Source organism: Ochrobactrum teleogrylli, assembly GCF_037482325.1.
Classification (GTDB): domain Bacteria; phylum Pseudomonadota; class Alphaproteobacteria; order Rhizobiales; family Rhizobiaceae; genus Brucella; species Brucella teleogrylli.
Genome location: NZ_JBBHKQ010000001.1, coordinates 2,921,381 through 2,935,034, shown reverse-complemented (window position 1 = coordinate 2,935,034; position 13,654 = coordinate 2,921,381). Strand labels below are relative to the sequence as shown.

Here is a 13,654-nt window from a genome sequence, read left to right as displayed (position 1 = left end):
ATCCGGCGATGCATCAGCGCGGACCGAACAGTCCGCCCTGCGCGGCGATCTGGATGAAGGCCGGGCCAAGAATGACGATGAACAGCACCGGCAGGAAGAACACGATCATCGGCACGGTCAGTTTCGGCGGCAGGGCTGCCGCTTTCTTTTCCGCTTCCAGCATGCGCAGATCGCGGCTTTCCTGAGAAAGCGTTCTGAGCGCCTGCGACACCGGCGTACCGTAACGCTCTGCCTGAATAAGCGCCTGCGAAACCGATTTCACCTGATCGACGCCGGTACGGCTGGCGAGATTATCATAGGCCTGACGGCGCTCGGGCAGGAATGACAGCTCGGCATTGGTGAGCATCAGTTCTTCCGCCAGTTCCACCGATTGTATGCCGATTTCGTCGGCCACCTTGCGAAAGGCTGCTTCAACCGACATGCCCGATTCGACGCAGATCAGCATCAGGTCGAGCGCATCCGGCCAGGCCCGGCGGATCGACTGCTTGCGCTTGGCCGCCTTGTTGGAAACATAGAGGTTCGGCGCATAGAACCCGGCATAACCGGCCAGAATACAGACGAAAATCCGGACGAAGAATGAGTGCTCCGGCAGATTGCCAAGCACGAAGACGTAAAAGGCTGCCAGCGTCATCGCGCCGAAAGGCAGCACGAAGCGCAGAAACAGGAAGATGTTGAGCGGGTTTTGCCCGCGAAAACCGGCGGTTCTGAGTGCTGCAATCGTCTTTTCGTCGGCCAGCGCCTTTTTCAGATCGAGCCTTTCGACGAAGTCGCGAATGCCCTGCTTCTGTTGGTGACGCAGGCTGTTGCGCCGGTCGTTTTCCGTTGCTAGCCGCGCGCGTTCGCGCGAGCGGATGGCCTCGCGCTCGGTGGCGACCGATTTCATGCGTGATTTCAAAACACTGGTGCTGAGGACCGGCATGACAACAGTGACGATGGCGGCGAAAACCGCAACCGTGATCAGCATGGCGATCAGAAATTGCGGGTCGCTTAGTTTTTCGATGAGGAGAGAAAACATGGTCTGCGCCTCACATATCGAAATTGATCATGTTCTTCATGATGAAGATGCCGGTCGCCATCAGCACGGCGGCAATGCCTAACAGCATATGGCCGGTTGATGACGTGAAAAGCAGCGTCATATATTGCGGACTGGTCAGATAGACCAGCACCATGACGATAAAGGGCAGCGCGCCGATGATGGCGGCTGATGCCTTTGCTTCCATCGAAAGCGCATCGACCTTGGCTTTCATCTTCTTGCGATCACGCAGCACCTTGGACAGATTGTTCAGCGCTTCGGAAAGATTGCCGCCCGCCTGAGACTGAATCTGGATCACGATGGCGAAGAAGTTGGTTTCGGGGCAGGGCATGCTGTCGGGCATCTTGCCAACAGCTTCGGGGATCGACAGACCCATCTGCTGGGCTTCAACGACTTTCTTGAATTCGCCTTTGACCGGCTCCAGCGCCTCGCTGGCGATCAGGCGCAAACCATCGTTGAGGGGCAGGCCCGCCCTTGTCGCGCGGACAATGACGTCGAGCGCGTTTGGAAATTCTTCCAGAAACTTCTTCAGCCGACGCTTGCGTTTTTGCAGCACAAACCAGCGTGGCAGCCCGAAAAAGCAGGCGATGGCAATGCCGGGAAGAAGCAGAAGCGGCAGGCCGAAAATAAAGCCGATCAGGAGGCCGGTGAAGGCCGTGACGCCGGAATAGATATAGAACTGGCGCAGCGTGACGCTCAGCCCCGCTTGCGTCAGCATAATGCGCAGCGGCGGGTATTTCTGATTCTTCTCGCGCTGCTTCTGCCGCGCTTCGAGATCCTTGATATTGTCCTGCAACAGTTTGCGGCGTTTCTGGATATCGGTGTTTTTGTCCCGTTCGCTGCGGGTGACACTGCGTTCGGCATAGTTGCGCACGGTTTCCAGCCGCCGCGAGGCGGGGTCCTTGCTGGCCAGCCTGTCATAGAACAGCACATAGGCGAGCGCAGCACAGGCGACCACCGCCAGAACAATGAAGATCAGAATGCTGACGGGGGAGGCGGTCATCAGTCAACCGTCTCCATACTGTCGAGAACAGTGGCAAGGCGGCTATCTTCGTTGTAATAGCGCGCGCGTTCCCAGAAGGCCGGACGACCAATGCCGGTCGAACTGTGCGTGCCGAGAATACGCCCGGATGCGTCCTCGCCCTTGATGTCGTAAAGCATCAGATCCTGGGTGATGATAACGTCGCCTTCCAGCCCGACAACTTCTGTCACATGGGTAATGCGACGCGAACCGTCCCGCAGGCGCGCCGCCTGAATGATGATATCGATGGAGTTGACCAGAATTTCGCGCACGGTCTTCTGCGGCAGCACATAGCCGCCCATGGCGATCATGGCTTCCATACGGCTGAGACATTCGCGCGGGCTGTTGGAGTGGATGGTGCCCATCGAGCCGTCATGGCCGGTATTCATGGCTTGCAGCAGATCGAAGACTTCCGGTCCGCGCACTTCGCCGACGATGATTCGCTCCGGGCGCATACGCAGGCAGTTTTTGACCAGATCGCGCATGGTCACTTCGCCTTCGCCTTCCAGATTGGGCGGGCGGGTTTCAAGGCGCACGACATGGGGCTGCTGCAATTGCAGTTCGGCGGAATCTTCGCAAGTGATGATGCGCTCATGCGTATCGATATAGCGGGTCAGGCAGTTCAAAAGCGTGGTCTTGCCCGAACCCGTGCCGCCGGAAATGATGACATTGCAGCGCACGCGGCTGATGATCTGCAACAGTTCCGCACCGGCGCTGGAAATCGCGCCGAAACGCACCAACTGGTCGAGCGTCAGCTTGTCCTTGCGGAATTTGCGGATGGTGAGCGCCGGGCCGTCGAGCGACAGGGGGGACGCGATGACATTGACGCGCGACCCGTCCGGCAGGCGTGCATCGCAGATCGGGCTTGATTCATCGACGCGCCTGCCGACCTGGCTGACGATGCGCTGGCAGATATTGAGAAGCTGCTGGTTGTCGCGAAACCGGATACCCGTTTCCTGCACCCTGCCATCGACTTCGATATAGGTGTGGCGCGAACCATTGACCATGATATCGGCAATGTCGTCGCGGGCGAGCAAAGGCTCCAGCGGACCGTAGCCCAGAACATCGTTGCATATGTCGTCGAGCAGTTCTTCCTGCTCGGCAATCGACATCACGAAATTCTTGATGGCGATGATATCATTGACGATATCGCGGATTTCCTCGCGCGCCGTATCGGGCGCCATGCGCGAAAGCTGCGACAGATCAATCGTGTCGATCAGCGCGGAAAAGACCTGCGCTTTGGTGTCGTAATAGCCTTCGGTCTTCTCGCGCCCGCTGCTGGTGGGCGGGGCAGGTCTGGCAGGCGTGGTGGGAACAGCGGCCTGCATGCGGGACGGCTGAACAGGCTCCGTGCGCTGCACAGGCTGAGGCGCGATTGCTTTTGCAATGCTGCCATCCTGTTTGCTTCCTGAATCGTTGCCTCTTTTGCCGAACATGATTTTCCGCCGTTACTTCGTCTTGCGTGCAAATTTGCCCAAAAGACCGGAGATGCCATTCTTCTTGCGCGGCTGGACATCCGCCCGTCCCGTCAGCACGTGCGCTAAATGCGTGATGGTTGCAGAAACCGGGCTGTCGGGGCTGGTTTCCGCGATCATGCGCCCGGTATTGGCGGCATTGCCGAAAAGCTGCGGTTCGAATTCGATGGCAGCAATCGGGTCGATGCCGAGCGGTTCGGAAAAGTCCGACAGTGCAATTTCGGGACGTTTCGGCACACCCACCTGATTGAGCACCAGATGCGGCTTCAGATCGTTCGGGCGCAATTGCGCCAGCGTGTCGAGCAGGTTCTTCGTATTGCGCAGATTGGCGAGATCGGGTGCTGCGACGATCACCACTTCATCGGCCCGCATCAATGTGGTGCGGGTCCAGCCGTTCCAGCCATGCGCCAGATCGAGAACCACCAGCGGCGAGGTGCGCTGGGCGACATCGATTATTTCGGAAAAGGCATCTTCCTGAAAATCGAAGGTGCGCTCCAGACTGGAAGGGGCGGCGAGAATCGAGAGATGTTCGCCATATTGCACCAGAAGGCGGTCGAGATAGACCTCGTCCACCCGTTCAGGCGAAAACACGGCATCGGCGATACCGAGCGTCGGGTCTTGATCGAAATTGATATTGGCCGTGCCGAAGGGCAGGTCCATATCGGCCAGAACCACGTCGTGCCGGAACAGGTTCGAGATCGACCAGGCGACATTATGCGCGATGGTCGATGCGCCGACACCGCCCTTCGCGCCGATAACCGCGATGGAACGTCCAAGCGGTTCGGCACCCGGATCGAGAAAGATCGACGAGACGATGGCCAGAACATCGGCCAGCGAAACGGGCGCTACGATATATTCCGATACGCCGCGGCGCAGCAATTCGCGATAGAGCCAGACTTCGTTGGAATGACCGATGACGAGCACCTTGGAACCGGGATCGCAGACTTCCGACAGGCGCTGGAGTTCATCGAGCAGAACACTCGGCTCCGATGACGATTCGACAATGATCAGATTGGGCGTTGAGGCTGTCTGGTAGAACTCGATGGCCGCTTCTATGCCGCCGCCGGAGACTTTGAGATGCGTCTTGGCCATGCGCCGGTCGTTGCCGGCACGTTCGATGGGAATAGCGACGCTTTCGTTTTCACAAAAGGCCTGGATGGAAATGCGCGGAATCGGCCGCACATTTTCCAGCATGATCGGCGCGCGCTGTTCGGCAATTTCGCTGCCATTGTCCGGTTCGAAGGCGATATTTGTCATGGTTCGCCCTCTTAGTAATTTGCCTGTTCGCTGCGGGGTTCTTGCCAATTATCCGTCTGCGCAGTCGACATTTTCGTGTAGCCCTGATCGCCATTGAGGCGTTCCGTCGTGCGGTCGGAATCGATTGGAGAGGAAGCGCGCGGCCCCAGAAGATCGGCTGGATTGGCGACTTGAGCTGCGAGATTGTTCTGCATCGAGCAGCCGAAATTGGCGTAATGCTTGTTTTCCGGCGTGGTCGCAATATCGTCCGGCCAGCGACCGCAAGGCGTCGTGCCAGCCGTCATCGCATAATAGCTGATGCGGATCGGCGCTGCGGCATCCGGTGATGGAACGGGATAGTTTTCAATGGCGATATTGGTCTGCTTGATGCCACCCTTGCGCAGCGCTGCGGAGATTTCGGTGCTCAGGCGATAGGCGGCAGCCTGATTGGCTGCACCAGCTGGAACCAGCACATAGACCATGCCCGATCCGTTATAGCGATAGTTGGCGACGACCTTCTGAACGATGCCGCGCTGCATGGTGTTAAGCCGGCTATCGGCGCTGCCGACCGGAATGTCGGTCACCTGTTCGCGCTCGGCAATCGTGATGGGATGATTGGTGCGGTAATCGTCAGGCAATGCGCCGACGGTCACGTGCTGTCGGTTGGCGCAACCGGCCAGAAGCGCGACCGACAGAACCAGCATCGCCGACTTGATGGAAACCTTTTTGCCCCGGATTGTCATTCCCGTTTCCCCGCTCATTTGTAGATATACCCGACAACGCCGTTGTAACGGCCGGGCGGCAGCTTGGTCTCCATCGTCCCGTAAACGCGGTTGACCTTGCCGAGAATGTAACCGGCGCCATCGCTGGCCGGATTAAGATTGTCGTCGGGGCGCGCAAGCTGCTGCCGCGCCACCGGGCGAGCGAGATAAGGCGTCACAATGACGACCAGTTCGGATTCGTTGCGGATGAAGTCCTTGCTGCGGAACAGCGCGCCGAGGACGGGAATCTTGGTAAGACCCGGAAAGCCGGAAACCGACTGGCGCACTTCGTCGCGGATAAGGCCGCCGATCATCATCGAGCCCCCGGATGGCAATTCCACCGTGGTGTCCGCCACGCGCTTGCGCAGCGAGAGCAGGCTCGCGCCCACGCCCTCGGCTTTGTTGGTCGTACCGGAGCCTTCGGTGGTCGGTTCCGACACCGAAGTTCTGATCTTGAGGCTTATCCGCCCCGGTCCCAGCACCACCGGCATGAATTCCAGCCCGATGCCATATTCGATCTTGGCCAGCTGGTTGGTGCGCTTGCCATCATCGTCATAGGTGACGCTGTTGATGACATTATATTCGCCGCCGACATTGAATGCGGCCTTTTCGCCGGAAATGGCGGTGAGTGTCGGTTCGGCGAGCGTCTTCATGACGCCAGCCGTTTCCATCGCGCGCAGATAGGCCGAGAAATTGCTGGTCGCGAGACCAAAGCCGGTATCGGAAAGATTATTGCCGATCGCGCCAGCGATGCTTTCCGAAATGCCCGCATAGGAAATGCCGTTGCTGGTTCCGCTGCCCGTCATATTGACGCCGAGTTGCTTCATGACGGTGCGGCTGACTTCGGCCACCGTCACCTTCAGCGTGACCTGATCTTCCCCAACGATGGTGAGCATATTGACGACCGTGCTGCTGCGGCGCTGCCGATCAGGATTGTTGATCGCCACCCCACCGCCATCGGTCGGAGCCGATGCGGTCGTCGTAAACTGGCCGGTCGTGGCCTCACCGCCGGTCACGAAAAGGCTTGCAAGCTTTGCGGCCTGTGCCGAATCCTGCGGCGTCTGAACCGTGCCGGTCAAAACGACGTTGTCGTTGATCAGTTCAACCCGGATATCGGAACCTGGGAGGAGACGTTTCAATTGCGTCGAAAGGCTGCTGACATCGCGCTCGATTTCAACATCGATGGAGGCGATCTGTTCGCCATTCGGGCCGAAGACAAAGATATTCGTCTGCCCGACCTGCTTGCCGAACAGATAGATGCGGCGCGATGTGCGCGTGACCGCATCCGCGATGGATGGATTGGAGACGAGAACGTCATAGGCGTCCTGCGGCAGGTCCAGCACAAGCGATTTGTTGAGACCAAGCGCGATGCGCTGGGCGCGGCCCTGTGCGCCGACCTTGACGACGCCGCCCGCCGCCATCGCAGGCGCTTCGAAGAAAGGCTGGGCGCAAAGTGCCAGGCTTGCGGCAATGAGGGCGGATTTGGCAAAATACGGGCGCACGCGTTTTCCCTGTTTCATGAGCGCGGTCCTACTTCTGTAATGCTGCCGGACTTGATGACCTTGACGGTTCCGCTGCGCGTCGGCGAGGAAACCAGATAGTCGGCCTGCTTGATGTCCTTGTCTTCCGCATCGTGCATGGAGCGAAGGGACAGGGTCAACCGGTCGGCCATCTGCTGGGCGACGGTGATGATTTCCGCCTGATCGGGCGTCAGTTCCAGTGTCGCGGTCTGGCCGACCATGACCTTGCGGCCCTGTTCGTCTTCCTGAATGGTCTGGTCAATGGCGAGGATACGCACATTTTGCAGCACGGTTTCGGTCGTGAAAGGCGCGATGGAGGTGCTGGTTGCATTGTCCGGCTTGCGACGGGTCATGATGACATCGACAAAATCATTGGGCAGGATGAAACCGCCCGCCGAGCTTTCGGCATTGATCTGGGTCGCAACCGCGCGCATGCCGGGCGGCAGGATCGATGAGAGGAAGCTCTGTCCGGGGCCGATCAGCTTCACCTTGCGAATGGGTTCGCCGGGGAAAAGTTGCAGCCTGACGGTTGCGCCATTGAGCTGATTGATCGCGTCTGGTTCGCTGGACCGGGTGATATAGCCGTCGGATATTGCTTCCGCAGGCCAGGACTGCCAGCGCATTTGCGAGGTCAGTTCAGCACCGACACCGAGGTTTTCCGTGGCGACCAGCACTTCTTCCAGCTGGATCTGTGGGGTTTCGGACGCAACCACGACCGGCGCTGGCGGCGGTGCCGCCAGATTCATGGCGATATAGCCCGCACCGCCAGCAGCGATGACGGCTACCCCAAGAATGAGCAGACGAGCTGATTTCATGATGCGCCCCGTGCAAGTCCCCACGTCCGAACGACGTGTTCCAAAATTGCACTGGCAATCGTGTAATTATGGTTAATATAATCTTATTCGTATTAAGAAATATAAGTTCCGCAGGGCAATTTCGTGCTGGCCGTTACGCGGGAGCGAACAAAATCGACTGCATGGTCTGGCCAACGGGTGAGAGCGGGAAGCTCCACAAACCGGCAGCACCCAGCGCAATACCGTAGGGAATCCCGACATCCTTGTGCGACAGCCGTTCCAAAAAGGCATAGCGATCCGCATGCGCCGGGCGCGGCATCAGGCGGTAAAGAATGATGAGAAGCGTCAGGGCGCCGCCAATCAGCGAAAACTTGATGACATAATCCACCAGACCCGGATTGAAGCCGAACCACAATGTGGTTGCTGCAATCATTTTTGCGTCGCCGCCGCCCATGGTGCGCAGGCAGAAGAGCAGGAAAGTGATGCAAAGCATCAGCCCGCCTGCCAGCAGATGCCAGCCGTAATCGGCAAGGGCAAGACCGGAAAACGGTGCAAGGATGATGAAACCGGCGGCGAGCCCAATCGAAACCCGGTTGCGAATGGTCATCGACAGAAGATCGGTGACCATGGCCGTGACCATCGCCGCCACGAATATTGCCGTCATCAGCGCCGCTATGACCATCGAATCCCCCGATCCATTCAATAAGTGTTATTGGCCGTTGGTCGCGTTCTGAAAGCTCGTGGCAGCGCTGTCGAATTTTTCGCCGACGCTGCCGGCCATGAGCGCCACGCCGCTGACGATCGCAATCGAAACCAGCGTGCCGATCAGCGCATATTCAATCGCTGTGGAACCGGCCCGGTTTTTCAAAAAACGTGTCATCAATGTCGGCATTGCACGCTCCTTCAACTCTCCGAAGACGGCTGCCCCATCATGGCCGTCGCTCTGTTCGGATGGCGGAAAGATAATCGACACGCATTGTAGGGCCCTTAACAATCAGGGTTAATGAAGCGTTTCCTGTCGATTGGCTCGCCGCTCTCGCATGCTAGTGGATTGAATTTGACGTTTGAATCCCGGCTGACACATACGCTGTTTCGAACGTCAAATTCGAAAAATCCACTAGATACATATAGTTGCTAGTGGTCTTTTTGATTCCAACATTTGCTCAGCGCGTGAACCGAGGGAGGCAAATGTTGGAATCAGACCACTAGGCGGGCGTGGCGGACGGCTTAATGCTTCCTTCACCAATCCTCTTCATTATTTGCTAGGCATATTACGGGGGTCGTAGAGTGGCGCGTCGGTTTTTCTCTTCGGAAAAGTTGCGGAAGGCATCTGCCTTGGCCGCAATGATGCTGGTTTCAGCAGGGCTTCAGGCTGCGCAGGCGGAAGAATATATAAAGCTGGAAACCAGTCAGGCGCGCATCCTTCGTCTGGCCCGACCCGCCGACACGGTAGTGATCGGCAATCCCGCCATTGCGGATGCAGTGGTGCAGGATGCCCAGACCATCGTGCTGACCGGCAAGGATTTTGGCGTTACCAATATCGTTGTCATGGATAAGAACGGCGAGCCGATCATCGACCGGGAACTCGTCGTTTCCAGCAATGCGCGCGGCACCATGCGCGTTTATCGCCAGGCAGAGGTGCAGACGCTGTCCTGCACACCCTATTGCGAAAAGGCGTCCACCAAGACCGGCGACGATAAATAACACCCCTCTCTAAAATCCCGCCTGCGCCGTTAATACTCTTTCAGGTTGTCCTGATGTAATCATGCGCCATGGTTTGAACCGGCGGGTTTGGGTGGGGCATGGCATTCATGGATTTCCGTCAAAGGCGCGGAGAAGGACGGCTGCGGTTGCAGGCCGCCGTCCGTCAGTTGCGGCTGTTCGGTCGGGCGCGAGACGGCGTCACGGCTATTGAATTCACGCTCCTGATCATCCCGTTTCTCCTCATCGTCTTTTCGATCATTGAAACAGGCATGAATTTCACCGCCCGACAGGTGTTATGGAACGCCACGCAGAACGTGGCGCGCCAGATCCAGACCGGGCAGGTCCGGGGAAGCGATCTCACGCAGACCAGAATCCAGACCATGCTTTGCGATCAGATCCAGTTCATGGTGAAAACCGGTTGCGAGGGGTTGTCATTCAATCTCGGAACATATTCCGGCTTTGCCTCGGTCCCGACCCGCGAGATTCTGACGGACAAAGGTTATCTGTCGCGCACCGGCATCACCGGCACCAACGGCACCTCGACCATCAACCAGCTCAATGTGCTTTATCGCTGGCCGGTTCTGACCAACATTCTCTACATGACCGATAGCGCCGATGCTGAGAGCGGCACTATGCCGTTATTCTCCACGCTGACATGGCAAAACGAGCCGTTTCCAAACTGACGACGAATATCGGGTTGTGGCCCGGACTGGACCTATATCGCCATGCGAACAGCATTATCCCGGTTGTTGAAGAGATTTTTCCGCGACAAGCGCGCGGTCGGCGCGGTTGAATTCGCGCTGATCATCCCGGTTCTGCTCCTGATTTATCTGGGCTCCACCGATTTGGCCGATGGTCTCGACGTCAACAAGAAGGTGTCGCGGTCCGCGAGTAGCCTTGCCGATCTGGTCACGCGCCAGATATCCGTCAAAGCCACGGATATCGACGATATGTTCGCCATCGGCAGCACGTCGCTTTTGCCCTATCGCCGGACAAGCCCGAAGATCAGGGTGACAGCCATCAAGGTCACCAAGGCGCAGTCGTCCAGCACCTATTCCGTGACTGTTGACTGGTCGCGCGCCAATGTCGCAAATTTCGCGGCGCTGGCTGGCAGCAAGACCGATCTTCCCGAGGCGCTGGTCGCAAGCGATGCCTATTTCATCAAGGTCGATGTCGAACTGGACTACAAGCCGCTGAATTCCTGGATATCGACCAGCATACCGATGAGCGAGACCTATTACCTCGCGCCGCGTTATACCAACACCATTCCCTGCAGCGGTTGCTGAACCCGTCTCTTGGCTCTGCCCATTGCACTACAGTTGCAAATTCGTCAGCCCGCGGCGAAACGAGTGATTTTCGAGCACCGGAGCGGAGCGTACTTCAACGTACGTGAGCACCGGAGCGCAGGAAATTGCTCGTTGCAGACCGGCATCACGAAGAATGCAACTGTAGTGCTTGGCAATGCGGACAAAACCCAACATATAGAAGGAAAGGCCAAACCGCCCCCTTCAGGATTTGTTTTCATGCCAGAATTGCCAGAGGTAGAAACCGTTCGCCGCGGCTTGCAACCCTTCATGGAAGGAGCAATCATCGAACGTGTCGATCAGAACAGACCCGATCTCCGCTTTCCTTTCCCGGAGCATTTTGTCGAACGCCTGACCGGCCATCGTATCGAGGCGCTCGGTCGCCGTGCGAAATATCTCACGCTTCACCTTGATGACGGCCTGTCCGTTATCAGCCATCTTGGCATGTCCGGCTCGTTTCGCATCGAGGCCGACGACGATGCCGATACGCCCGGCGCCTTCCATCATGAGCGTTCGAAGAACAGCGCCCATGACCATGTGGTGTTTCACCTGCTGCGGCCGGGCGGTTCGGGCGCGCGCATCATCTATAATGATCCGCGCCGTTTCGGCTTCATGCTGTTTGCGGAAAAAGGCGCACTCGATACGCATCCGTTTCTGAGCGGCCTCGGGATCGAACCGACCGGCAATCTTCTGTCGGGGGCGGTACTGGCGGAGTTGTTCCAGGGACGGCGCACGCCGCTCAAGGCAGCGCTGCTCGATCAGCGGCTGATCGCCGGTCTCGGCAATATCTATGTCTGCGAGGCGCTGTGGCGTTCCGGCCTGTCGCCCATGCGGGCAGCCGGGGCCGTGGCGGACGATGCAGCACTTATGGAGCGTCTGGCGAGCGATATCCGCACAGTGATTGCGGAGGCGATTGCTGCGGGCGGATCGAGTCTGAAGGATTATATTCAGGCCGATGGCGCGCTCGGCTATTTCCAGCATTCCTTCTCGGTCTATGGGCGGGAAGGGGAGCCGTGTCGCAATCCCGCCTGCAATGGCGTGGTCGAGCGTGCGGTTCAGGCGGGACGTTCGACTTTTTTCTGTGCCTCCTGCCAGACATAAGACCTTGCCAAACGGGGATGGCCGGTTCACCTTGCCGCCCGGAAATTGAAGCTGTCATGGTATCGGCCTTATAGGGGCCTGAACCGGATGGCGATGCCTGATGAAGGAGGAGCAGAATTCCATGGCTTATGAAACGATCATCGTCGAGACGCGCGGCAATGTCGGGCTTATCCGCCTCAATCGCCCGCAAGCGCTCAATGCGCTTAATCGTGGGGTGCTCGATGATCTGACGGATGCGATCTCGGCTTTCGACGCCGATGACAAGATTGGCGCCGTGGTATTGACCGGTTCCGAAAAAGCCTTCGCGGCTGGCGCCGACATCAAGGAAATGCAGTCGATCGATTTCGTCGATGCCTATTTGCAGGATATGTTCGCCGACTGGCAGAAGGTGGACCGCGTGCGCAAGCCGATCATCGCCGCCGTTTCCGGCTATGCGCTGGGTGGCGGGTGCGAGCTGGCCATGATGTGCGACTTCATCATCGCGGGCAGCAATGCCAAGTTCGGCCAGCCGGAAATTACGCTGGGCGTAATTCCTGGCATGGGCGGCTCGCAGCGCCTGACCCGTTTTGTCGGCAAGTCCAAGGCCATGGATATGTGCCTGACGGGCCGCATGATGGATGCAGCGGAAGCCGAGCGTTCGGGTCTCGTTTCGCGGGTCGTCGAGCCGGAAGTCTTGCTGGAAGAAGCGCTGAAGGCAGCCGAGCGCATCGCCTCGTTCTCGCGTCCGTCCGTGCTGATGGCCAAGGAAGCCGTCAATCGCAGCTACGAAATGACCTTGAACGAAGGACTGCGCTATGAGCGCCGCCTGTTCCATTCGCTTTTTGCGACCGAAGATCAGAAAGAAGGTATGGCTGCTTTCATCGACAAGCGCACGCCAAGCTTCAAGAATCGATAAGACCGACAGCACATCGGGCAGCTATTACCGTTGCCCGATGTGGTATGATGGCCCCTTGTAAGGGCCGAAAAGCCCGCGCGCAGGCGCAAATCCGGCTTTTTGATTGGCGGTTGAGGCAGAATCCTCGTTGACGTGAGGGCAAAGCTGATCTATAAGCCCGCCCACGGATCGGCGGCCTTCCCGGGATTTCTAGGGATTTCGGCTGCCCTAGAGGTTTTGTGCCCGGCGGTTTAAGCCCCTGGCTAGCTGACAGAAAAAGAGAGGCATTTATGGCCAATACTCCTTCGGCCAAGAAGGCAGTGCGCAAGATCGCTGCCCGCACCGAAATCAACAAGTCGCGCCGCTCGCGCGTTCGCACTTTCATCCGCAAGCTGGAAGACGCTCTTCTGAGCGGCGACAAGCAGGCTGCGGAAGTCGCATTCAAGGCTGCTGAGCCTGAACTGATGCGCGCAGCCTCCAAGGGCGTCGTGCATAAGAACACTGCTGCTCGCAAGGTGTCTCGTCTTGCCAAGCGCGTGAAGGCACTCAACGCCTAATTGCTGCCTATTTTTATATGTAAATTTTGAAACCCGGCTCATTGTTAGCCGGGTTTTCTTTTTTCCGGGTTTCTGACGGAAGACTGCGCAACGAGAGGTCGCAATTTTTTCGCAGATTTTTCAATGTGAAGAGGCCGGTTTCCGGGGTTTCCAAAAGCAATGATTGGGTAATTTTCAATTGTAATTTCAATCATTTGCGTAGATTTCGACGGAGTTATCCACAGGGGTCTGACCGGACTCGGAAGGCCGTTTGAGTCAAGCAAAATTTTAAAAT

The 13,654-nt window shown here is 57.9% G+C and carries 15 protein-coding genes; 6 read left to right on the top strand and 9 right to left on the bottom strand.

The genetic code is table 11. From position 1 onward, the window contains the following. Positions 1-13: 13 nt before the first annotated feature. The 9 genes from WIX40_RS13710 to WIX40_RS13670 form a co-directional block, all read right to left on the bottom strand. Complete coding sequence (locus WIX40_RS13710) at positions 14-1,015, bottom strand: type II secretion system F family protein (protein WP_109370122.1); 1,002 nt, start codon at positions 1,013-1,015, stop codon at positions 14-16. 10 nt (positions 1,016-1,025) lie between these two features. After that, complete coding sequence (locus tag WIX40_RS13705; protein ID WP_339440244.1) at positions 1,026-2,036, bottom strand: type II secretion system F family protein; 1,011 nt, start codon at positions 2,034-2,036, stop codon at positions 1,026-1,028. After that, positions 2,036-3,490 carry a TadA family conjugal transfer-associated ATPase gene (locus WIX40_RS13700; protein WP_109370124.1) on the bottom strand — a complete coding sequence of 485 codons (1,455 nt, stop codon included), beginning with the start codon at positions 3,488-3,490 and terminating at the stop codon, positions 2,036-2,038. The genes WIX40_RS13705 and WIX40_RS13700 overlap by 1 nt, the downstream gene beginning before the upstream one ends. 12 nt (positions 3,491-3,502) lie before the next feature. Beyond that, positions 3,503-4,786, bottom strand: a complete 1,284-nt coding sequence (locus tag WIX40_RS13695; RefSeq protein WP_140024527.1) for a CpaE/TadZ family protein — start codon at positions 4,784-4,786, stop codon at positions 3,503-3,505. A gap of 11 nt (positions 4,787-4,797) precedes the next feature. Continuing rightward, positions 4,798-5,508, bottom strand: coding sequence for a CpaD family pilus assembly protein (locus WIX40_RS13690; RefSeq protein WP_339440242.1), 711 nt, complete (start codon positions 5,506-5,508; stop codon positions 4,798-4,800). A 14-nt stretch (positions 5,509-5,522) separates the two neighbouring features. Beyond that, positions 5,523-7,046: a type II and III secretion system protein family protein gene (locus WIX40_RS13685; protein ID WP_339440241.1), complete on the bottom strand. Its 1,524-nt coding sequence runs from the start codon at positions 7,044-7,046 to the stop codon at positions 5,523-5,525. Further along, positions 7,043-7,861 carry a Flp pilus assembly protein CpaB gene (gene cpaB / locus WIX40_RS13680; protein ID WP_109370128.1) on the bottom strand — a complete coding sequence of 273 codons (819 nt, stop codon included), beginning with the start codon at positions 7,859-7,861 and terminating at the stop codon, positions 7,043-7,045. The genes WIX40_RS13685 and cpaB overlap by 4 nt, the downstream gene beginning before the upstream one ends. A 133-nt stretch (positions 7,862-7,994) precedes the next feature. Continuing rightward, positions 7,995-8,522 carry an A24 family peptidase gene (locus tag WIX40_RS13675; protein ID WP_109370129.1) on the bottom strand — a complete coding sequence of 176 codons (528 nt, stop codon included), beginning with the start codon at positions 8,520-8,522 and terminating at the stop codon, positions 7,995-7,997. 27 nt (positions 8,523-8,549) lie between these two features. Next, positions 8,550-8,813, bottom strand: coding sequence for a Flp family type IVb pilin (locus WIX40_RS13670; RefSeq protein WP_339440240.1), 264 nt, complete (start codon positions 8,811-8,813; stop codon positions 8,550-8,552). Positions 8,814-9,184: 371 nt separating this feature from the next. On the opposite strand from WIX40_RS13670, the gene WIX40_RS13665 reads away from it, so the two are divergent. The 6 genes from WIX40_RS13665 (at position 9,185) to rpsT (ending at position 13,380) form a co-directional block, all read left to right on the top strand. Then, entirely contained in the window at positions 9,185-9,544 is a 360-nt protein-coding gene (locus WIX40_RS13665) for a pilus assembly protein N-terminal domain-containing protein (RefSeq protein WP_339441037.1), read from the top strand. Between the two features lie 107 nt (positions 9,545-9,651). Next, entirely contained in the window at positions 9,652-10,227 is a 576-nt protein-coding gene (locus tag WIX40_RS13660) for a TadE/TadG family type IV pilus assembly protein (RefSeq protein ID WP_339440238.1), read from the top strand. Between the two features lie 63 nt (positions 10,228-10,290). After that, entirely contained in the window at positions 10,291-10,830 is a 540-nt protein-coding gene (locus WIX40_RS13655; RefSeq protein ID WP_339440236.1) for a TadE/TadG family type IV pilus assembly protein, read from the top strand. 237 nt (positions 10,831-11,067) lie between these two features. After that, complete coding sequence (gene mutM, locus WIX40_RS13650; RefSeq protein WP_339440234.1) at positions 11,068-11,949, top strand: bifunctional DNA-formamidopyrimidine glycosylase/DNA-(apurinic or apyrimidinic site) lyase; 882 nt, start codon at positions 11,068-11,070, stop codon at positions 11,947-11,949. A gap of 121 nt (positions 11,950-12,070) precedes the next feature. Continuing rightward, complete coding sequence (locus WIX40_RS13645; RefSeq protein WP_339440233.1) at positions 12,071-12,844, top strand: enoyl-CoA hydratase; 774 nt, start codon at positions 12,071-12,073, stop codon at positions 12,842-12,844. Between the two features lie 269 nt (positions 12,845-13,113). Further along, positions 13,114-13,380 carry a 30S ribosomal protein S20 gene (gene rpsT / locus WIX40_RS13640; RefSeq protein WP_078337759.1) on the top strand — a complete coding sequence of 89 codons (267 nt, stop codon included), beginning with the start codon at positions 13,114-13,116 and terminating at the stop codon, positions 13,378-13,380. Positions 13,381-13,654: the final 274 nt, after the last annotated feature.

Coding starts and splice junctions, on each gene's coding strand:
- mutM (WP_339440234.1), top strand. CDS start 11,068: ATGCCAGAATTGCCAGAGGTAGAAACCGTTCGCCGCGGCTTGCAACCC.
- WIX40_RS13665 (WP_339441037.1), top strand. CDS start 9,185: ATGATGCTGGTTTCAGCAGGGCTTCAGGCTGCGCAGGCGGAAGAATAT.
- WIX40_RS13685 (WP_339440241.1), bottom strand. CDS start 7,046: ATGAAACAGGGAAAACGCGTGCGCCCGTATTTTGCCAAATCCGCCCTC.
- WIX40_RS13700 (WP_109370124.1), bottom strand. CDS start 3,490: ATGTTCGGCAAAAGAGGCAACGATTCAGGAAGCAAACAGGATGGCAGC.
- WIX40_RS13645 (WP_339440233.1), top strand. CDS start 12,071: ATGGCTTATGAAACGATCATCGTCGAGACGCGCGGCAATGTCGGGCTT.
- WIX40_RS13660 (WP_339440238.1), top strand. CDS start 9,652: ATGGATTTCCGTCAAAGGCGCGGAGAAGGACGGCTGCGGTTGCAGGCC.
- WIX40_RS13705 (WP_339440244.1), bottom strand. CDS start 2,036: ATGACCGCCTCCCCCGTCAGCATTCTGATCTTCATTGTTCTGGCGGTG.
- WIX40_RS13675 (WP_109370129.1), bottom strand. CDS start 8,522: ATGGTCATAGCGGCGCTGATGACGGCAATATTCGTGGCGGCGATGGTC.
- WIX40_RS13695 (WP_140024527.1), bottom strand. CDS start 4,786: ATGACAAATATCGCCTTCGAACCGGACAATGGCAGCGAAATTGCCGAA.
- WIX40_RS13710 (WP_109370122.1), bottom strand. CDS start 1,015: ATGTTTTCTCTCCTCATCGAAAAACTAAGCGACCCGCAATTTCTGATC.
- rpsT (WP_078337759.1), top strand. CDS start 13,114: ATGGCCAATACTCCTTCGGCCAAGAAGGCAGTGCGCAAGATCGCTGCC.
- WIX40_RS13690 (WP_339440242.1), bottom strand. CDS start 5,508: ATGACAATCCGGGGCAAAAAGGTTTCCATCAAGTCGGCGATGCTGGTT.
- cpaB (WP_109370128.1), bottom strand. CDS start 7,861: ATGAAATCAGCTCGTCTGCTCATTCTTGGGGTAGCCGTCATCGCTGCT.